Raw genomic sequence first — 18,487 nt, 5'->3', positions numbered from 1 at the left:
CGGACCGATCAGCCCGGAATGACGTCGACGATCTCGTAAGTGTCGGGATCGATGATCACGATGTCGTCGCGCACCAGGATGAAGTCGTAACCCTCGTATTCCGGCACGAACTCGACGATCGATGGCGGCAGCCGGTGAAGGCTCACGGACCGGGGGATCGCGGTGCCGACCGCGAGGCCGAAGGCCACATCCCGCAGCGGCGAGACCCCGAGCCGGGTGATCGAGCCGCGGAACTCCGAGCGCTGCCGCGTATCGAGGCGGCCCACCGCGCCGCGGGCCGGACCACCGCCCCGGGCACCGTCCCGGCCGCCCCGTTCGCCAGCGCCGCCGCGCTCACCCCTGTCGGGACCGGCCCCATCCCGGTTGCCGCGCTCGCCCGCCGGTCCCGTCTCGCGACCGCCCCGCTCCGCGCCTCCGGGATTGCCGCCCGGCCCGCCGCGCTCCCCGGCGCCGTTGCGCTCGGCCGCGCCACCGGGCCGCCCCGGGCCGTCCGCGCCGCGGCCTGCCGGACCACCCGGCTCCGCGCCGCGGGGGCCACCTTCGGCGCCGCCGGGGCCACGCATCCCGCCGCCGTCCGGTCCGCCGGCACCGCCGCGCATGCCGCCGCCCGGTCCCGCGCCGCCGCCGGCCGGGCCGGCACCAGCTCCCCCGCCGCCGGGCCCGCCACCCGGACCGCCGCCGCCGGGACCACCCTGTGCGAAGGCGGTCGCCGCTCCGACGACGACGATCGCGGCCGCCACCGTATCCCTCAGTATCCACTTCATGGCCTCTCCTCCCGCTTCCGTCGGAGCGCTCGCGGCGCCCGCAACGCCCGCAACGGGGCCCCGGCGGAATCCGTTCCGTCGCATCGCTGACGCGGCGCAGGTGTCGAGGGATTGAGCGTCTATCGCGTCATCCCGGGGTCGCGCCGCCCGCATTGGGCCTGACGGTCGAACGCGATGCCCCCGCCGCGGACGAACCGGATTCACTGACACTGGCCACAGCTGTCCGCGGCTCGGGACCGATCACGGACTTGCGATCACGGTCATCACCTGTAACGTCGCGCAGCACGAAGAAGAGCCCGGCCCGTGCCGGCGCCGAGAATGGTCGACGGAGACGCCATGTCCGACTCGAGAAACGATACGATCGGTATCGCGCCGAGCGCCCACGACGACGCTGCCGATCGGCGCCGGCGCATCTGGGCGATCGTCGGCTCGTCCTCGGGCAATCTCGTCGAGTGGTACGACTTCTACTGCTACGCGTTCTTCGCGCTCTACTTCGCGCCGGCCTTCTTCCCGAAGGGGGATTCCACCAGCCAGCTTCTCCAGACCGCCGGCATCTTCGCGGTGGGCTTCTTCATGCGGCCGGTCGGCGGCTGGCTGTTCGGGCGGATCGCCGACCGGGTCGGGCGGCGGACCTCGATGGTTATTTCGGTGCTCATGATGTGCTTCGGCTCGCTGCTGATCGGCATCCTGCCGACCTACGAGCATGTCGGCACCCTGGCGCCCGTACTGCTGCTCCTCGCCCGCATGCTGCAGGGCCTCTCGGTGGGCGGCGAGTACGGCACCTCGGCGACCTACATGAGCGAGGTCGCGATCAAGGGGCAGCGCGGGTTCTTCGCCTCGTTCCAGTACGTCACGCTGATCGGCGGCCAGCTCCTGGCCTCGCTGGTCCTGGTCCTGCTCCAGACGGTCATGACCGCGCCCGAACTCACGGCGTGGGGCTGGCGCATCCCGTTCTTCATCGGCGCCGGCCTCGCCATCGTGGCCCTCTACCTCCGGCGCTCGCTGGCCGAGACCAGGGACAGCAGCGACAAGGAGACCGCCGGCACCTTCGCCGAGCTGTTCAAGCACTGGCGGGCGTTCCTGGTCGTGGTCGCCTACACGGCCGGCGGCTCCCTGAGCTTCTACACCTTCACGACCTACATGCAGAAATACCTGGTCAACACCGCCGGGATGCCGAAGACCTCGGCCTCGCAGGTGATGACCGTGGTGCTGTTCGTCTACATGGCGATCCAGCCGATCTTCGGCGCCCTGTCCGACCGGATCGGCCGCAAGGTCAATATGCTGCTCTACAGCGGCCTCGGCACGCTCATGGTCGTGCCGCTGATGACGGCGCTCGGCACCAATAAGGACCCCTATCTCGCCTTCGCGCTGATCACGCTCGGGCTCGCGGTGGTGTCGTTCTACACGGGCATCAGCGGCATCGTGAAGGCGGAGCTGTTCCCCACCAACGTGCGCGCGCTGGGCGTCGGGCTGTCCTACGCGGTGGCCAACGCCACCTTCGGCGGCACCGCCGAGTTCGTCGCCCTGTGGTTCAAGGACAACGGCATGGAGAGCACGTTCTTCTGGTACGTGACCGTGCTGATGGCGATCGCCTTCGTGGCGTCCCTGATCATGCCGAACCCCAAGGTCCACGGCTATCTCGACGGCGATGGCACGGTCGAGGAGGCGCTCGGCAAGAAGGCGCGCTTCGCCCACGCCTGAGCGTGGTCGGACGATCGGGGCGGATCGCGCCCGGATCGTCCCCCACGCCGAGACGGCGCCGCCTTAACCCGCCGCTTACCCTGCGCCGGCCAGTGTGCCCCGTCATCCGACGAGGAATTGCATGACCGACATGACCGACACCGTGGGCGTCGCGGGCGACCGGATCCGCTCGATCATCGAGCGCGTGGAACGGCTTGAGGAAGAGATCAAGGACCTGATGGAGGCCAAGAAGGAGGTCTTCGCCGAGGCCAAGGGCGAGGGCCTGGACGTCAAGATCCTCAAGGAGATCCTGAAGATCCGCAAGCAGGACAAGGACGAGCGCGACGAGCAGGAGACGCTGCTCGACGTCTACCTGCGGGCGATGGACGCCCCTTCCCCGGCCCCGCTGGCGGCCGCCGCGTGAGCCTTTTCTCTTGAACGCTGGGTGGACGGTGCGGGCAGCGCCGTCCGCTCAGCGAATGGGATTGGCGGCCAGATAGGCGTCGATGTTGCGCCGTATGCGGTCGAGCGGCACCTCGGCCGGATCCGGCAGCGCGAACGGCGCGCCGGTGATCGTCTCGTAGGCGCGGATGTAGACCGCGGCCGTCTCGAGAACGACATCCGCCGGGATCTCCGGGATCGGATCCGTGTAGGGATCGCAGCGGGCCACGACCCAGTTGCGCACGAAGTCCTTGTCGAAGCTCTCCGGCGCCGAGCCGGCCGCGAAGCGCGCGGGGTAGCTCTCCGCGAACCAGTAGCGGCTGCTGTCCGGGGTGTGGATCTCGTCCGCCAGGACGATGCGGCCGTCCCGGTCCGTGCCAAATTCGTATTTGGTGTCCGCCAGGATCAGCCCGCGCTGGGCCGCCAGGGCCTGGCCGCGGGCGAACAGGGCCAAGGCCGCCTCGGAAACCGTGCGCCACTGCTCCGCGCTCAGCAGGCCGCGGCCGAGAATCTCGGCCTCGGTCAGCGGCGCGTCGTGGCCGCCGTCGAAGGCCTTGGTGGTCGGCGTGATGATGGCGTCCGGCAGGCGCTCGTTCGGGCGCATGCCCTCGGGGAAGCGATGGCCGTACATCGCCCGTTCGCCGGCCCGGTACCGGGTCAGCACGGAGGTCGAGGTCGTGCCCGCGAGGTATCCGCGCACGACCACCTCCACCGGCAGGATGTCCAGGCGCTGCCCGACGACGACGTTCGGATCCGGATAGGCCAGCACGTGGTTCGGGCAGAGGTCGGCCGTGCGCTCGAACCAGTAGCGCGCGGTCTGGGTAAGGACCTGGCCCTTGAACGGGATCGCGGCGAGCGCCCGATCGAAGGCGCTGATCCGATCGGTGGTGATCAGGATGCGCCGGCCGTCGGGCAAGTCGTAATTGTCCCTGACCTTGCCACGGTAGTGGTTCGGCAGCCCGGGCAGCGTCGCTTCGGGCAGGACCTGATGCGCGTGCGGGGCGAGATCTGCCGTATCCATCCGAGCATTCCATCCGGCTGAGCGGCAACGCCGCGGCGCTGCCTGTGTGCGCGGACGGGGCGGAGATTTCCAGCCCCGCTGCGCAGCGGTCGGCAGACCGGCACCTGCGGGTTCAGAGCACGGCCTGAGTCGCGCCCCGCCGGACTCAGTTCAGGTTCGCGCGCGATTCGGCGGCTTGCTGCGCGGCGAGCTTCCGCCCGATCTCGTGCAGGAGTGCCTCCGCCCACGCCCTGAGGCCGGGATCGTTCAGGGCGTCGACCGCCCGGAACGCCGAGATCGCGGCGTCGGCGGCGCGTTCGAGGGGTGTCTCGCCCGGATCCGCCACCGGATTCGCGTCACCGTCCCGGGCGTTCAGGTCCGTGACGTCTACGATAATTCCATGGCCGCGCACCGGGCGGCCGAGGTGATCGCTGGAGAACCGGCCGCGCAACAGCACCCAGCGCAGGGCTCCGCCGGCCGAGGAGACGCGATACTCGACCACCGCGGGTCCGCCGTCCCGGACATACTTGCGGAAGGCCGCGCGAATCCGTGCACGGTCCAGCGTCGGGACAGCGGCCGCGTAGGCGGAGAGCGGCAAACCGGCTTCGGCCTCCTCCGGACCGAGGTTGAACAGGCGCGCCGCCGAACCGTCGGCCCAGACGCGATCCGAAGCCGCATCCCAGGTCCAGGTGCCGACGCCGTCTCGGGCATCGAGGGGGACCTGAAATTCCTTCCGCCGGCTCGGGCCGTCGAGCGACTTCAGTTTCGGCATTGCGGAGTCTGTATCTCGGTGAAAACCTGATTCATGCTAATTTGATTTTCGGCAACATCAAGGATCTCGATAGTGCAATCCAATAGGGTTGCCGGTGCCCATTCGCCGACCTGCGTGCGGGGCACTCTGCCGTCGGATGACCGTGGCCCGGATCGTTCGGACGCGTCGGGGCGGCGATCCATGGGAGACCGGGTCTCGTCCCGGTGCGGGTCCGTCCCCGCGATCCGCCCTGCGGTGCCGATCGAACAGGCGCCGGATCCGCCGAGCTATGACGGCTGTGGCGGGCGATTAAAGCGCGCGGAGACTGTTCGCGAAAAGTCGTGCCCGCGCGATCAGCGAGCGGATGGTGCCCAGGGACGGAGTCGAACCGCCGACACTGCGATTTTCAGTCGCATGCTCTACCAACTGAGCTACCTGGGCGTCGCCCGTGGCCGTGCCGGCCTCGGACGCCGCGGGGTATAGTCAGTGCCGTGCGGCCTGTCCAGCCTTGCCGGACCCTCGGCGGGATGGAAAAGCCGCGAGACCCTCAGCGTTCGGAATCGGGCTCGGGCGGGGGCTCGTCGCTGTCGATCTCTTCGGGGAGCGCGTAGCGCTCGTTCAGCCAGCGCCCGAGATCGACATCCGCGCAGCGCTGCGAGCAGAAGGGCTGAAAGTCCGGCTCTGCGGGCCGTCGACAGATCGGGCAGGCCGGGCGGCGCTCGCGGCTCATGCCAGCGCGCCCCAGCCGGCCCGGACCGGATAGCCCTCGCCGTCCAGCAGGCTCATGGTCTCGTAGAGCGGCAGCCCGACCACGGCACTGTAGGATCCGACGAGCTTCACCACGAAGGCGCCCGCCAGCCCCTGGATCGCGTAGCCGCCGGCCTTCCCGCGCCACTCGCCCGACGCGACGTAGCCCTGGATGTCCCGGCCCGACAGGCGCTTGAACCGCACCCGGGTCTCGACAATCCGCTCGCGCCGGCCGCGGGGCGAGAGCACGCAGATCGCCGTGTAGACCCGGTGCTGGCGCCCGGACAGGATCCGCAGGCAATCCGCCGCCTCGTCCGGCACCTCGGCCTTGGGAAGGACCCGCCGCCCGACCGCCACGACCGTATCGGCCGACAGCAACCATGTCGGCGCCGTCTTGTCGCCCAGGTGAAGCGCGGCTTCCGCGGTGGCGAGCTTGGTGCGCGCCAGGCGGCGGGCAAGGTCGCGGGGCGGCTCGGCCTTGCGCGGGGTCTCGTCGATCTCGGCCGGCAGCAGCGCATCCGGCTCGATGCCGATCTGCTGCAGGAGCGCGAGCCGGCGCGGCGAGGCGGAGGCGAGCACGAGACGGGCCGTCGGTCCCTGCGTCGCGCCCGTCGCGTCTGGTTTGGCGTCCATGGTGTTCCGTTCGCACGATCGGCCGAGGGCGGCGCGCGGGGGCCGAGCGGCGCCCGCTCCGGCCGGGCCGGCCTCGATCCGCCTGCCTGATACGGGATGGGCTCGGGCTTGTGAACCGGATCCGGGGTCTCGGCGCCCCCCACGGGCGCCTCCGGTAAGCCCGTCCGACGCGAGTGCCCCATCGGCGTGTTTCGGCGCTATGCTGATCAACCGGGGATAAAATCTCCCCGCGGGCCGCGATCCAAGCTCCGTCAAGACAATCGCAAGTTCTCAGGCGTGGCGGTAACCGGGTGTTAACCACAAACGCAGCAGATTGTCGGCCTCGGGCAGGAGTTGCCGTCGATGCTGAACGCCGATCCACTGCTGCAGCGTCCGAAGCTGCTGAATACGGCACTCGTCGCCCGCGCCCTCGAAGGGCTGAGGCCGAACGCGCGCACGCCCGTCGAGATGTGGCAGATGCTGACGGAACGCTACGTGGTCGATCTCGATGCCGCGGCGACCCTGCTCCCCGCCGACGAGCCCGAGACGCACTGGCTACCGTCCCGCGACTGATTTCGGCTCCGGCTCCAGCCACCGCCGCTCAACTGGCACATGACGTGCTAGGTAATTCGTCAACTGTGAGGAAGCACCCAGGCAATCACAACGCGGCGGCTCGCACGCCAGAGCACCCCGCGGACCTTTCGATCGCTCGAAGCCGAGGTCCGTCATGTCTGAACTGCTCTCTGTCGCCCTGGTCTGTGCCGGCACTCTTCTCGCCCAGGATTGCTCCCGCGATACCGCCCTGGACGTCATCATCGCCCCGGCGCACACGCCGATGGAATGCCTGATGCACGCGCAGACCATGGCCGCGCAGGCCGGGCTGCCCGGGGGCGGCGACCGCTACCTCAAGATCGCCTGCGAGCACCGCCGCACCGAGGCCGAGCCCGTTGCCGTCATCCGCCGGGCCTCCTGAGGGCGAAGGCTCCCAGCGGGGCCGCATGATGCATCAAAGCCACGTCGGTAGTCTTCTTCGGGACATTCGCCCTTCGGACAGTTGCGGGACCACCGAACCGCACCCATCCTGCCCGGCCATGCTGATGCAAGTCTGAACCCCGGCATCCGCCACCATTGCTGCCCCGTTAGCCCGCGTGCCGGGCAGGGCTCCGCGAGTGCCCGCCCGATGCTGTACGATGCGTTCGACCTGCAGACCGACATTGCCGCCCAGACGCGCGCCTGGGGGCGGGTGCTGAACGACGTCTGGTCGCCCTGGATCGGGTTCGGCGAGCCGATCACCTGGATGTCCGCGGGCGCCCGGATGATGATGCGAACGGGTCTCACCTTCGCGCGTCCGCCCTACGGCATCGACACCGTCGAGGTCGGCAACCGGACCGTCCCCGTCTCCGAAGAGCCCGTCGCGGTCACGCCTTTCGCGACCCTGCTGCACTTCAAGAAGGACATCCACACCGAACAGCCCAAGGTGCTGATGGTCGCGCCGATGTCCGGCCATTTCGCCACGCTGCTGCGCGCGACCGTGCGCGCCATGCTGCCGGACCACGACGTCTACATCACCGACTGGCACAACGCCCGCGACGTGCCGCTCTCGGCGGGCCGGTTCGGCTTCGACGATTACGTCGCGCACCTCGTCCAATTCCTGCAGACGATGGGCGAAGGCGCGCATCTCGTCGCGGTCTGCCAGCCCGCCGTGCAGGCGCTCGTGGCCGCGGCCGCGATGGCGCAGGCCAAGGACCCGGCCGCCCCGCGCAGCATGACCCTGATGGCCGGGCCGGTCGATTGCCGGATCAACCCGACCGGCGTGAACGAACTCGCCACCTCGAAGCCGATCGCGTGGTTCGAGAAGAACCTGATCGCCACCGTCCCGAACCGCCACAAGGGCGCCGGCCGCCGGGTCTATCCGGGCTTCATGCAGGTCTCGGCCTTCATGGCGATGAACGCCAAGCGCCACATCCAGGGCCATGCCGACCTGTTCTGGCACATGGCCAACGGCGAGACCGAGAAGGCCGAGGCGATCGAGGCCTTCTACGACGAGTATTTCGCCGTCCTGGACCTCTCCGCCGACTTCTATATCGAGACGGTCAAGACCGTGTTCCAGGACTACGCCCTGGCCAAGAACGAGGCGACCTATCGCGGGGAACCGATCGACCTGCGGGCGATCCGCCGGACCGCCCTGATGACGGTCGAGGGCGAGCGGGACGACATCTGCGCCGTGGGCCAGACCATGGCGGCCCACGATCTCTGCACGGGCCTGCCGCCCTACATGCGGTCCCACCATCTCCAGGCCGGCGTCGGCCATTACGGCGTCTTCGCGGGGCGCCGGTGGGAATCGCAGATCTACCCGCAGGTGCGCAACTTCATCCAGGCCCACAACTGAGCACCGCCGTCGCGCCGATTTGACCCGCCGACCGCGGCGGCCCACCATGCTAGCCTCCGAGGATTGGAGCCGGGATCACCCCGGATTCCAGGGGCGCGGGGCGGAACGATCGGCGTGATCGGCAACGACGGCTTCGAAAGCGACGGCGGACAGAACGGCGCCCGACCGGATCGCACCGCCGGATCCGCGCGGCTCGACCGGCTGGTCGCCCGGGCGCGGGTCTCGGCCCTGTGGGAGCAGGCCTGGCCGGTGCTGTGGCGCGGCCTCGGGGTTGTGCTCCTGTTCCTGATCCTGTCCTGGTCGGGCCTCTGGCTCGACCTGACCCCGCTCTGGCGCCAGATCGGCCTGGGCGTGCTGGCCATCCTGCTGGTGGCCGCCCTCCTGCCGCTCGTCCGTCTCAGGCGCCTCGAACGGCGCTCGGTTCTCACGCGGCTCGACCGGGAGGCCGCGGCGCGCGATCCGGCCCTGCGCCACGGACCCGCTTCGACGGCGCAGGACACCCTCGCGGTGGGTGCCGCGGATGCCGGCAGCCGGGCCCTATGGGACCTGCATCAGCGCCGTGCCGCGCGGGCGGTGGCGAGCCTCCGGGTCGGGCCGCCGCGGCCGGGCATGACGCGGCACGATCCCCTCGCCCTCCGGGCCGGATTGATCGTCGCGGCGGTGGCCAGCCTGTTCGCGGCGGGGCCTGAATGGCGCGAGCGGATCGGCGCGGTGTTCGACTGGCAGGAGCCGGCGGCGCCCGGGCCGAATTTCCGCGTCGACGGCTGGATCGACCCGCCGCTCTACACGCGGCTGCCGCCGCTGCTGATCGCGATGGACGGCACTGACCAGCATCTGCGGGCGCCGGTCAACGCGCAACTCATCGTGCGCATCGCCGGTCAGGGCAAGGCCGCGGCGAACACGACCCTGTCGGCCAATGCCGGGCTCGTCCCCGTGCCGGGCCAGGAGCCGCGCCCGGATCTGCGCGAGGAACGCTACCGCGTCGTCGGCGCCGCGGAACTGGTGATCGTCACGCCCGCCGGCCGCCAGCGCCTGACGGTGGATGCGATACCCGACCGGCCGCCGGAGGTCACGGCGGTGGGCGGCCCCGAGGTGAACGGGCGCGGCACCTTCACCCTCACCTATCGGGCCAAGGACGATTATGGGATCAGCTCCGCCGAGGCGGTGATCGAGCCGCTGAAAGCCGGCCGCTCCCTCGTTCCCGTACCGCATATCGGCCTCGCCCAGCCGGCGGATGCCAGCGGCGAGACCGACACCAAGACCCTGGTCGATCTCACGGACAGTCCCTGGTCCGGAGCGCGTGTCCGATACCACATCGCGGTGAAGGACGAGGCGGGCCAGGAGGGCCGGACCCCGGATACCGAGATCACCCTGCCGGCGCGGCCGTTCCGCGATCCGCTGGCCCGGGCGCTCGCCGAGGAGCGCCGCCGCCTCGTCACCGCACCGGATACCGATCGCCGCTGGGTCCAGGGCGCGCTGGACGCCCTCCTGGTGGCGCCCGACATGTTCACGCCGCGGCCGGCAATCTTCCTCGGACTGAAGACGGCGAGCGAGCGCCTGCGCCGCGCCTTGTCCGATCCCGAACTCGTCGATGTCGCCGACCTGCTCTGGGAGATGGCGCTGAAGATCGAGGACGGCGATCTCTCGGACGCCGAGAAGCAGCTGCGTCAGGCCCAGGATCGGCTGAAGGACGCCATCGAGCGCAACGCGCCCGACGACGAGATCAAGCGCCTCACCCAGGACTTGAAACAGGCCCTCGACAAGTTCCTGTCCGAGATGGCGCAGAAGCAGGGCCGCGATCCCGGTAAGTCCGGCGAGCGGCAGCAGAACGACCAGCAATCCAAGACCGTCACGCCCGAGGATCTCGACAAGATGATCCAGGACATGGCCGAGGCGATGAAGCGCGGCGACACCGCCGAGGCGCAGCGCCTGATGGAGCAGCTGCGCAATATCCTGGAGAACCTCCAGACCGCCGAGCGTGGCAGCCGGTCGGACCAGGCCTCCCGCGAGATGCAGAAGCAGATGCGCGACCTCGACGCCATGGCGCGCGAGCAGCAGGGCTTGCGCGATCAGACGTTCAAGGATGGGCAGGAGCAGCCCGGCGGCCAGCGGCCGCAGAACCGCGGTCAGCAGCAGGGTCAACGCGGCCAGCAGGGCGGCCAGCAGGGCGGCCAGGGGCAGAAGCAGCAGGGCCAGCAAGGCCAGGGGCAACAGGGCCAGGGACAGCGGGGCCAAGGGCAGCAAGGGCAAGGGCAGCAAGGCCAGGGACAGCAAGGCCAAGGGCAGCAGGGCGATGTCGGTGAGCGTCAGCAGGCGCTCCGGAAGCGGCTCGAGGAGCTGGAACAGCGCATGAAGGAGAACGGCATGCGCGGCGAGCAGGGCCTGTCCGATGCCGAGGACGCCATGCGGGAGGCCGAGAATGCCCTCAAGGACGGCGATTCCGGCGCCGCGGTGGATGCGCAGGGTCGCGCCCTCGACGGGCTGAAGCAGGGCGCCGAGGGCATGGCGCAGCAGATGGCCGAGGGTCAGGGCGAGGGCCCGGGCCAGCAGGACGGCGGCCAGCAGCCGGGCCAGCAGGGTCAGGCCGGCGCCCGCGACGACGATCCGCTCGGTCGACCCACCCGCGGTCGCGACATGAGCGACGGACGGGTCCGCGTGCCCACCGCCGATGAATCCGCCGTCCAGCGTGCCCGGCGCATCATGGAGGAGCTGCGGCGCAAGCTCGGCGATCCGACGCGGCCCCGTGAGGAACTCGACTATTTCGAGCGCCTGCTCCGCCGGAACTGAGCGCGCCCCTCTTCACCCAGCGATGGGAGCCGCCTCACGGTTCCCATCCGGCCCGGATCGTCGTCCGCATGTCCTCCAACGCCCTGGTGCTCGTGGCCTGTGTGGCCGTCGCCCTCGTCCTGCTCTACGGCCTCGCCAACATGATGCGGGGCGGCAGCGCCAACCTCTCGCAGAAATTGATGCGCCTGCGGGTGCTGCTTCAGTTCGTGGCGATCGTGATCATCATGGGCGTCGTGTGGTGGCGTTCGCCTTGACCACCGACCGGCGGGTGTGACTGCGCCGCCGCACCCGGCGCCTTTCGCCGAACCGGCGGATGAATTCGGCGGTCGGCCGCGGAAGCCTCGTGCTACGCTCGGTGGACTGGAACTGCGAAGTCCCCCCGGCCGAGCCCGCATGATCGCCCCCCTCCGCACCTGCCTTGTCGGCCTGCTCACGGCCGCCGCGATCCTGCCGGTCTCGGCCGCGGATGCGCCGCCCCTGCCGGCGGCCTACGCCGCGCCGGCCCAGCCGCTCAGCATCGTCTCGGAGGTCCGGATCGGCGGCGCGGTGCAGGACCCCGGCAGTGCCGAAGGCAAGCTCCCGGGTTTCAGCAAGGCGAACGTCAACGGCGAGATCCTGTTCGCCAAGCCTGTCCTCAGCGCCGACCCGTTCTGGCAGGCCTTCGTCCCGCGACCGACCGTGGGCGGCAGCTACAACACCGGCGGCCGGACCAGCTACGCCTATCTCGGCGCCACCTGGACCCTCGAGGTCTTCCCCGGGACCTTCAACCGGCGCATCTTCCTCGACGGCTTCTTCGGCGGCGTCGCCCATAACGGCTATACCGGCCCGAAGGCGGAGACGCCCTACGGCTTCAACACCCTGGGCTGCTCGCCCATGTTCCGCGAGGCCGCCGCGCTGGGCTATCGCCTGACGGAACATTGGAGCATCATGGCCACCGTCGAGCACATGTCGAACGCCGGCCTCTGCGCCAACAACCGCGGCCTGACCAATTTCGGCGGCAAGATCGGCTACACCTTCTGAGGCGCCAGACCCCTTGGTCAAGCTCAACCGCATCTACACGCGCACCGGCGACAAGGGCACGACCGCGCTCGCCGACGGGCAGCGCCGGTCCAAGTCCGACCTGCGCGTCGAGACCTATGGCACCGTCGACGAGACCAACGCCTGCATCGGAATGGTCCGCCTCCACACGCAGGGTCATCTCGACGGGATGCTCGGGGCGATCCAGAACGACCTGTTCGACCTCGGCGCGGACCTCGCCACGCCGCCGAGCCCGGAGCTTCTCCCCTACGAGCCGCTGCGGATCGTGGCGAGCCAGGTCGAGCGCCTGGAGCGCGACATCGACGCCCTCAACGAAGCGATCCCGCCGCTGAAGTCCTTCGTGCTGCCCGGGGGATCGGCCGCCTCCGCCGCCCTGCACGTCGCACGCACGGTCTGCCGGCGCGCCGAGCGTCTGGCGGTGAGCCTCGCGGCCCGCGAGGGTGAGGACGTCTCGCCCGAGGCGCTCCGCTACCTGAACCGCCTGTCGGACTTCCTGTTCGTGGCCAGCCGCACGGCGAATGCCGACGGGGCCGACGACGTCCTCTGGGTCCCCGGCGCCAACCGCTGAACCGGCGGCCGGTCTTTTCGAGCCCGCTCCACCGCACCGCGTTGACAAGGCGGAAATGTGGCCGCTACGGTCCGGCCGCCTTGCGTGCCCACGCCGCGCTACGCCTCCGGCGCCCGCGGACGTGGCCTGCACGACGAAAAGAATCCTCCGGGGAAGGATCGTGACCGCCATGAAGGTGCTGGTGCCCGTCAAGCGGGTTGTGGACTACAACGTCAAGATCCGCGTCAAAGCCGACGGCTCCGGGGTCGAACTCGCCAACGTCAAGATGTCCATGAATCCCTTCGACGAGATCGCCGTCGAGGAGGCAATCCGCCTGAAGGAAAAGGGCAAGGTCACCGAGATCGTCGCCGTCTCCATCGGCCCGCAGCAGGCCCAGGAGACGCTGCGCACGGCGCTGGCCATGGGCGCCGACCGGGCGATCCTGGTGAAGACCGACGTGACCTGCGAACCCCTTGCCGTGGCCAAGCTGCTGAAGGCGGTGGTCGAGAAGGAGGCGCCCGAGCTCGTCATCCTCGGCAAGCAGGCGATCGACGACGATTCGAACCAGACCGGCCAGATGCTGGGCGCCCTTCTCGGATGGCCGCAGGGCACCTTCGCCTACAAGATCGAGGTCGGCGAGGGCAGCCTCGACGTCACCCGCGAGGTCGATGGCGGTCTCCAGACTGTGAGTCTGAAGCTCCCGGCCATCGTCACGACGGACCTGCGCCTCAACGAGCCGCGCTACGCGTCGCTGCCGAACATCATGAAGGCCAAGAAGAAGCCGCTCGAGGAACTGGCCCCGGAGGCGCTCGGCGTCGACGTGACCCCGAAGCTGAAGGTCCTCAAGACCGCCGAGCCGCCGGGGCGCTCCGCCGGCATCAAGGTCGGGTCCGCAGCCGAACTCGTCCAGAAGCTCAAGGTCGAAGCCGGCGTCATCTGATCCGCAGGCGAGGCTCCCCGCCCCGGGTCGAGCCCCGCGCCCCCCACTCCGAGGACTCGAGACGACCATGACGACACTCCTCTTCGTCGAGCACGGCAACGGCCAGATCAAGGACGGGACGCTGAAGGCGCTGACGGCCGCCAGGGCTATCGGCGCGCCGGTCCACGCCCTGGTCCTGGGCTCCGGAGCGAAGGCGGTGGCCGAGGCTGCGGCCAAGCTCGACGGCGTCGAGAAGGTGCTGGTCGCGGAGGACGCGGTCTACGACCACGACCTCGCCGAGCCGGTCTCGGCCCTGATCGTCGCAGTCGCCGAGCCCTACGAGACCATCATCGCCTCGGCCTCGACCACCGGGAAGAACGTGCTGCCGCGGGTCGCAGCCCTGCTCGACGTCGCGCAGATCTCAGACATCATCAAGGTGGTCGCGCCCGATACGTTCGAGCGGCCGATCTACGCGGGCAACGCGATCCAGACCGTGCAGGCGCCCGCGGGCAAGCGGGTGATCACCGTGCGCACCGCGGCGTTCAAGGCCGCGGCCGAGGGCGGCGCGGCGGCGCCGGTCGAGCCCGTCTCGGCCTCCGCCGCGGAGGCGGGCGGTTCGAGCTTCAAGGGCGAGGAGATCGCCAAGTCCGATCGTCCGGAACTGGCGGCCGCGCGGATCATCGTGTCGGGCGGCCGGTCGCTCGGCTCCTCGGAGAAATTCCACGCCCTGATCGAGCCGCTCGCCGACAGCCTCGGTGCGGCGGTGGGCGCCTCCCGCGCCGCCGTGGACGCAGGCTATGCCCCCAACGACTGGCAGGTCGGCCAGACCGGCAAGGTGGTGGCGCCGGACCTCTACGTGGCGGTGGGGATCTCGGGCGCGATCCAACACCTCGCCGGCATGAAGGACTCGAAGGTCATCGTGGCCATCAACAAGGATGAGGACGCCCCGATCTTCCAGGTCGCCGATTACGGGCTGGTCGGCGACCTGTTCCAGGTGGTGCCGGAACTGCAATCGGAGATCGGAAAAGCGAAGGGTCAGTAACGGCCGGGTCTACCCCGGCGGTCGCACTGAACCGGTATGCCTGTATCATGCGACCTCGCGGGTTCCTTCCGCGTCGGTGATTGGTCTACAAGACAGCGACGGCAGGACAACGTGCCGTCGTCTTGGCGCATCCGTCGAGTCGCACGGCCGGGCATCGGCATCAGGGGCACAGGTCGGTCAATGAGTATGGAGATCAAGCGGGTCGGCATCATCGGCGCGGGCCAGATGGGCAGCGGCATCGCGCAGGTCTGCGCTTCGGCCGGTCTCGACGTCCTGCTGAACGATCGCGACTCGACTCGGCTCGATAACGGACTGGGTATGATCGAGGGCAACCTCGCCCGTCTGGTCTCGAAGGGCAGCCTCTCCGAGGAAGACAGCCGCGCGGCCAAGGCCCGCATCCTGCCGGCCCGGGACTTCGACGCGCTCGGCCCCTGCGACCTGGTCATCGAGGCCGCGACCGAGAACGAGGCCACGAAGCGCGAGATCTTCTCGTCGCTGTGCGCGTCGCTGCGCCCGGAAGCCCTGGTGGCGACCAACACCTCGTCGATCTCGATCACGCGGCTCGCCGCCGCCACGGACCGGCCCGAGAAGTTCATCGGCATCCATTTCATGAACCCGGTGCCGTTGATGCAGCTCGTTGAGCTGATCCGCGGCATCGCCACCGAAGACACGACTTATGAGGCGGCCAAGGCGTTCATCGCCAAGCTCGGCAAGACCTCGACGATGTCGGAAGACTTTCCGGCCTTCATCGTCAACCGCATCCTGCTGCCGATGATCAACGAGGCAATCTATACCCTCTACGAGGGCGTCGGATCGGTGGAGTCGATCGATACCGCGATGAAGCTCGGCGCGAACCATCCGATGGGTCCGCTGCAGCTCGCCGACTTCATCGGCCTCGATACCTGCCTGTCGGTGATGCAGGTCCTGTACGAGGGGCTGGCGGATTCGAAGTACCGTCCCTGTCCGCTGCTGGTGAAATATGTCGAGGCCGGCTGGCTCGGCCGGAAGGCCAAGCGCGGGTTCTACGACTACCGTGGGCCGACCCCCGTCCCGACGCGCTGAGCGAGTGGTGTTCGGGGCGGCGCCGATGGCCGCCCCGCGCGGCGGCTTACTTCGCCGCTCCGCCATTCGCACCCGGCTGAGCCGGCTGCGGGTAGGACGGGTTGCCGCCCGGCACGCCGGTGCTGTTCGCGGATGAGGAACCGCCGGCCTGGCCGCTGACCGAGCCCGTCACCTCACGGCGCGACGCATCCTGGCTCTGGCTGGCGTAATCCTTGGGCGCATTCGCGCCGTTCCAGGTCAACAGACCCACCGTGGCGATCGCCAGAAGGACGAGGCTCGCGACCAGCACCCACAGCACGGTCTTGCCGCGCTCGCCCTGCCGGCTGTCCTGCGGGTTCAATCTCTCGGCCATCTGCACCAACCTTCATCGGCGGGACGCAACCCGCGGAAGCGCGGTCTGCAACACGTTCCCGTTACCGGCCGCCAACGCGAAGCCGAGGAAGCCGGTTCCTGTGTTCCGGACGGTCAACGCCCGGTGCTCAGCAGGATCTTGCCGAGATGGGCGCTCGATTCCATGAGCGCATGCGCCTCCTGGGCCCGCTCCAGCGGGAAGGTGGCGTGCGTCACCGTGCGGATGCGCCCGGCTTCGAGCGCGGGCCAGATATCCCGCCGCAGGCCCTCGGCGATCGCGGCCTTGTCGGCCTTCGAGCGCGGCCGGAGCGTCGAGCCGGTGAAGGTCAGGCGGTTGCGCATGATCGGGGTGATGTTCAGGCCGTCGACCTTGTAGCCGCCCATCAGCGCGATCATCACGAGGCGCCCATCCTGCGCCAGGGACTTGAGGTTGCGGGCCAGATAGCTGGCGCCGATCATGTCGAGGATGACGTCGACGCCGCGTCCATCGGTCAGCCGCTTGATCTCCTCGGCGAAATCCGCCTGCTTGTAGTCGATTGCCGCGTCGGCCCCGAGATCCTCGCAGAAGCGACACTTCTCGGCCGAGCCGGCGGTGGCGAAGACCCGGGCACCGACATGCTTAGCGATCTGAATCGCCGTGGCGCCGATGCCGCTCGACCCGCCATGGACGAGGAAGCTCTCCCCGGAGGCGAGCCGGCCGCGCTGGACCACGTTCGAGTAGACGGTGAAGAACGTCTCGGGCAGCCCGCCCGCGTCGGCCAGGGGGACGGCCCTCGGGCGCGGCAGGCAATGGGCGGCTTCGGCCACGGCGAACTCGGCGTAGCCGCCGCTGATCACCAGGGCGCAGACTTCGTCGCCGATCGACAACCCCGCGACATCGGGGCCGAGCCGGACGATGCGGCCCGCGACTTCGAGGCCAGGGACCTCGGTGGCGCCGGGCGGCGGCGGGTAGACCCCGGCCCGCTGCGCGACATCGGGCCGGTTCACCCCCGCGGCCACAACCTCGATCAGCACCTGACCGGGCCCCGGGCTCGGGACCGGAGCCGTCTCGAGGGTGATCACCTCCGGACCGCCGGAGCCCGCGTAGCGGATCTGGCGCATGGTCCCGGGCAGATCGGTGCTCACCATCGACGAAATCCTCTCCGCGCGTGTCATCTCGCCCGCGTCGATGCCGCCGCGGTGCGGCTCTACTTGCGGCAAGGGGCGCGCTTGGCAAGCCGTGGGGCCGCCGAGCGCGCGGATGCTTGTGGAGCGGCGGCTCGCGCATCGTACCGGATATCGGAACCGGCACGATGCGCTCGCGGTCTGATCAGCATCGCCGTTTTTTCAAAAGCCGGCGGCCACCTTTCCGGACGTGGCTCTACCGCGCCGCGGCCTTGACCGCGGCCGGCAGCACGATCTGGCCCTGCGCCAGGCCCTTCGGCCAGATCGCGACCTGCTTGCCGTCCTGCCACTGCGCCATCAGGCCGGTCACGAAGCCGGTCCCGTACTTGATCGAGTGGGTGAAGGGATCGTCCGTGCCGTAGAATTGCGTGCGCCCGACGGTGCCTTCCCAGTCGGTCTTCTCGAGAGCGTCGACCAGCTTGTCGGCCTCCGTGGAGCCGGCGCGCTTCACCGCCTCGGCGGTGTAGTAGACCTGATCGTAGGCCATGTAGCCGGCATAGGACGGGTCGCTGCCGAAGCGCTTCTTGAACGCCTCGCTGAAGCCGAGCGACTTCCCGGTGATCGCGGCCCCCGGCACCGCGATACTCTGGAAGATCACCCCCTGCGTGGCGCCGTTGGTGTTGGACCAGAAGGTCGAGGAGGTTGCCTGGGAGTTCATGCCGGTCATGGCGAGCGGCACCTGCTGGTTCTGCCATTGCACCGTCGGCTGGACCCCGACATGCGAGATACCGGTGACGATCAGGTCCGGCTTGGCCGCCTCGATCTTGTTGTAGATCGGCGTGAAGTCGCCCGTATCCGGCGAGAAGCGGATGTGATCGACGACCTTGACGCCGATCTCGGGCAGGCACTTCTCGTATCCGACGTCGAGGGGCCGGGTCCAGGCCGCGTCCTCGCTCATGATCGCCGCGGTCTTCACCTTCATGAGGTCGAGGAGCATGTCCTTCGTCGAGTCGCAGATCGACTGTGCGAGGGCCGCCGAGGTCAGGTAGCCGTGAAAGGTGTACTTGTTGCGCGCGTAGTCCTTGTGAACGGCGAGGCTGATCTCGTTCGATGCGGCCCCGGGGGTGATCATCGGGGTCTTGAGCCGGGCGGCCCAGGGCATCAGCGCCAGCACCACCTCGGAGACGTAGCTGGCGATGACGAGACTGACCTTGTCCTCGGAGACCGCCCGCTGGAAGGCGCGCACCGCGTCG

General features: G+C 69.5%; 20 protein-coding genes and 1 tRNA gene. 12 read left to right on the top strand and 9 right to left on the bottom strand.

Annotated elements, in window-relative coordinates:
* Positions 1-8: 8 nt before the first annotated feature.
* Positions 9-764, bottom strand: coding sequence for a DUF1236 domain-containing protein (locus MKK69_RS30355; RefSeq protein ID WP_243973886.1), 756 nt, complete (start codon positions 762-764; stop codon positions 9-11).
* A gap of 336 nt (positions 765-1,100) precedes the next feature.
* Here MKK69_RS30355 and MKK69_RS30350 point away from each other — a divergent pair, with 336 nt between their 5' ends.
* Positions 1,101-2,465, top strand: coding sequence for an MFS family transporter (locus MKK69_RS30350; protein WP_243973885.1), 1,365 nt, complete (start codon positions 1,101-1,103; stop codon positions 2,463-2,465).
* A 121-nt stretch (positions 2,466-2,586) separates the two neighbouring features.
* Positions 2,587-2,868 (top strand): DUF2312 domain-containing protein, encoded by a 282-nt coding sequence (locus MKK69_RS30345; protein ID WP_243973884.1) that lies wholly within the window; start codon positions 2,587-2,589, stop codon positions 2,866-2,868.
* A 48-nt stretch (positions 2,869-2,916) separates the two neighbouring features.
* On the opposite strand, the gene MKK69_RS30340 is transcribed toward MKK69_RS30345, so the two are convergent.
* The 5 genes from MKK69_RS30340 to MKK69_RS30320 form a co-directional block, all read right to left on the bottom strand.
* Positions 2,917-3,906, bottom strand: a complete 990-nt coding sequence (locus tag MKK69_RS30340; RefSeq protein ID WP_243973883.1) for a phosphoribosylaminoimidazolesuccinocarboxamide synthase — start codon at positions 3,904-3,906, stop codon at positions 2,917-2,919.
* A 145-nt stretch (positions 3,907-4,051) separates the two neighbouring features.
* Positions 4,052-4,657, bottom strand: coding sequence for a PAS domain-containing protein (locus tag MKK69_RS30335; RefSeq protein ID WP_243973882.1), 606 nt, complete (start codon positions 4,655-4,657; stop codon positions 4,052-4,054).
* A gap of 344 nt (positions 4,658-5,001) precedes the next feature.
* A tRNA-Phe gene (locus MKK69_RS30330) sits at positions 5,002-5,077 on the bottom strand.
* Positions 5,078-5,183: 106 nt separating this feature from the next.
* Positions 5,184-5,366, bottom strand: coding sequence for a DNA gyrase inhibitor YacG (locus MKK69_RS30325; RefSeq protein ID WP_243973881.1), 183 nt, complete (start codon positions 5,364-5,366; stop codon positions 5,184-5,186).
* A complete protein-coding gene (locus MKK69_RS30320) occupies positions 5,363-6,016 on the bottom strand; it encodes a Maf-like protein (RefSeq protein ID WP_243973880.1) in 654 nt (217 codons plus the stop codon). Before MKK69_RS30320 ends, MKK69_RS30325 begins: the two co-directional genes overlap by 4 nt.
* A 342-nt stretch (positions 6,017-6,358) precedes the next feature.
* Between MKK69_RS30320 and MKK69_RS30315 the strand changes: the two genes are divergently transcribed.
* The 10 genes from MKK69_RS30315 (at position 6,359) to MKK69_RS30270 (ending at position 15,779) form a co-directional block, all read left to right on the top strand.
* Positions 6,359-6,568, top strand: a complete 210-nt coding sequence (locus MKK69_RS30315) for a hypothetical protein (RefSeq protein ID WP_243973879.1) — start codon at positions 6,359-6,361, stop codon at positions 6,566-6,568.
* A gap of 154 nt (positions 6,569-6,722) precedes the next feature.
* Complete coding sequence (locus MKK69_RS30310) at positions 6,723-6,968, top strand: hypothetical protein (RefSeq protein ID WP_243973878.1); 246 nt, start codon at positions 6,723-6,725, stop codon at positions 6,966-6,968.
* A gap of 207 nt (positions 6,969-7,175) precedes the next feature.
* The gene (locus MKK69_RS30305) at positions 7,176-8,384 is read left to right on the top strand and encodes a polyhydroxyalkanoate depolymerase (RefSeq protein ID WP_243973877.1); all 1,209 of its coding nucleotides are present in this window, start codon (positions 7,176-7,178) and stop codon (positions 8,382-8,384) included.
* A gap of 114 nt (positions 8,385-8,498) precedes the next feature.
* Positions 8,499-11,171, top strand: coding sequence for a TIGR02302 family protein (locus MKK69_RS30300; protein WP_243973876.1), 2,673 nt, complete (start codon positions 8,499-8,501; stop codon positions 11,169-11,171).
* Between the two features lie 68 nt (positions 11,172-11,239).
* Positions 11,240-11,425, top strand: coding sequence for a twin transmembrane helix small protein (locus MKK69_RS30295; protein ID WP_243973875.1), 186 nt, complete (start codon positions 11,240-11,242; stop codon positions 11,423-11,425).
* 139 nt (positions 11,426-11,564) lie between these two features.
* Complete coding sequence (locus tag MKK69_RS30290; RefSeq protein WP_243973874.1) at positions 11,565-12,191, top strand: acyloxyacyl hydrolase; 627 nt, start codon at positions 11,565-11,567, stop codon at positions 12,189-12,191.
* 13 nt (positions 12,192-12,204) lie between these two features.
* Positions 12,205-12,777, top strand: a complete 573-nt coding sequence (locus MKK69_RS30285; protein ID WP_243973873.1) for a cob(I)yrinic acid a,c-diamide adenosyltransferase — start codon at positions 12,205-12,207, stop codon at positions 12,775-12,777.
* A gap of 169 nt (positions 12,778-12,946) precedes the next feature.
* Positions 12,947-13,696, top strand: a complete 750-nt coding sequence (locus MKK69_RS30280) for an electron transfer flavoprotein subunit beta/FixA family protein (protein WP_243973953.1) — start codon at positions 12,947-12,949, stop codon at positions 13,694-13,696.
* A gap of 67 nt (positions 13,697-13,763) precedes the next feature.
* On the top strand, positions 13,764-14,717 hold the full coding sequence (locus MKK69_RS30275; protein WP_243973872.1) for an electron transfer flavoprotein subunit alpha/FixB family protein: 954 nt from the start codon (positions 13,764-13,766) through the stop codon (positions 14,715-14,717).
* A gap of 180 nt (positions 14,718-14,897) precedes the next feature.
* Positions 14,898-15,779: a 3-hydroxybutyryl-CoA dehydrogenase gene (locus tag MKK69_RS30270; RefSeq protein WP_243973871.1), complete on the top strand. Its 882-nt coding sequence runs from the start codon at positions 14,898-14,900 to the stop codon at positions 15,777-15,779.
* 46 nt (positions 15,780-15,825) lie between these two features.
* Here the strand turns inward: MKK69_RS30270 and MKK69_RS30265 are convergent, their stop codons facing one another.
* The 3 genes from MKK69_RS30265 to MKK69_RS30255 form a co-directional block, all read right to left on the bottom strand.
* Positions 15,826-16,131 (bottom strand): hypothetical protein, encoded by a 306-nt coding sequence (locus tag MKK69_RS30265; RefSeq protein ID WP_243973952.1) that lies wholly within the window; start codon positions 16,129-16,131, stop codon positions 15,826-15,828.
* A gap of 113 nt (positions 16,132-16,244) precedes the next feature.
* Positions 16,245-17,258 carry an NAD(P)H-quinone oxidoreductase gene (locus MKK69_RS30260; RefSeq protein ID WP_243973870.1) on the bottom strand — a complete coding sequence of 338 codons (1,014 nt, stop codon included), beginning with the start codon at positions 17,256-17,258 and terminating at the stop codon, positions 16,245-16,247.
* A gap of 232 nt (positions 17,259-17,490) precedes the next feature.
* Positions 17,491-18,487 (bottom strand): ABC transporter substrate-binding protein (locus MKK69_RS30255; protein ID WP_243973869.1); only part of this gene is annotated, 997 nt, incomplete at its 5' end.

Source organism: Methylobacterium sp. J-026 (assembly GCF_022829585.1).
Classification (GTDB): Bacteria; Pseudomonadota; Alphaproteobacteria; order Rhizobiales; family Beijerinckiaceae; genus Methylobacterium.
Note: the sequence above shows the minus strand (reverse complement) of the source record. Positions and strands in the feature narration are given on the sequence as shown.

Coding starts and splice junctions, on each gene's coding strand:
- MKK69_RS30335 (WP_243973882.1), bottom strand. CDS start 4,657: ATGCCGAAACTGAAGTCGCTCGACGGCCCGAGCCGGCGGAAGGAATTT.
- MKK69_RS30345 (WP_243973884.1), top strand. CDS start 2,587: ATGACCGACATGACCGACACCGTGGGCGTCGCGGGCGACCGGATCCGC.
- MKK69_RS30320 (WP_243973880.1), bottom strand. CDS start 6,016: ATGGACGCCAAACCAGACGCGACGGGCGCGACGCAGGGACCGACGGCC.
- MKK69_RS30340 (WP_243973883.1), bottom strand. CDS start 3,906: ATGGATACGGCAGATCTCGCCCCGCACGCGCATCAGGTCCTGCCCGAA.
- MKK69_RS30280 (WP_243973953.1), top strand. CDS start 12,947: ATGAAGGTGCTGGTGCCCGTCAAGCGGGTTGTGGACTACAACGTCAAG.
- MKK69_RS30315 (WP_243973879.1), top strand. CDS start 6,359: ATGCTGAACGCCGATCCACTGCTGCAGCGTCCGAAGCTGCTGAATACG.
- MKK69_RS30295 (WP_243973875.1), top strand. CDS start 11,240: ATGTCCTCCAACGCCCTGGTGCTCGTGGCCTGTGTGGCCGTCGCCCTC.
- MKK69_RS30290 (WP_243973874.1), top strand. CDS start 11,565: ATGATCGCCCCCCTCCGCACCTGCCTTGTCGGCCTGCTCACGGCCGCC.
- MKK69_RS30270 (WP_243973871.1), top strand. CDS start 14,898: ATGAGTATGGAGATCAAGCGGGTCGGCATCATCGGCGCGGGCCAGATG.
- MKK69_RS30305 (WP_243973877.1), top strand. CDS start 7,176: ATGCTGTACGATGCGTTCGACCTGCAGACCGACATTGCCGCCCAGACG.
- MKK69_RS30310 (WP_243973878.1), top strand. CDS start 6,723: ATGTCTGAACTGCTCTCTGTCGCCCTGGTCTGTGCCGGCACTCTTCTC.
- MKK69_RS30260 (WP_243973870.1), bottom strand. CDS start 17,258: ATGGTGAGCACCGATCTGCCCGGGACCATGCGCCAGATCCGCTACGCG.
- MKK69_RS30325 (WP_243973881.1), bottom strand. CDS start 5,366: ATGAGCCGCGAGCGCCGCCCGGCCTGCCCGATCTGTCGACGGCCCGCA.
- MKK69_RS30265 (WP_243973952.1), bottom strand. CDS start 16,131: ATGGCCGAGAGATTGAACCCGCAGGACAGCCGGCAGGGCGAGCGCGGC.
- MKK69_RS30350 (WP_243973885.1), top strand. CDS start 1,101: ATGTCCGACTCGAGAAACGATACGATCGGTATCGCGCCGAGCGCCCAC.
- MKK69_RS30275 (WP_243973872.1), top strand. CDS start 13,764: ATGACGACACTCCTCTTCGTCGAGCACGGCAACGGCCAGATCAAGGAC.
- MKK69_RS30355 (WP_243973886.1), bottom strand. CDS start 764: ATGAAGTGGATACTGAGGGATACGGTGGCGGCCGCGATCGTCGTCGTC.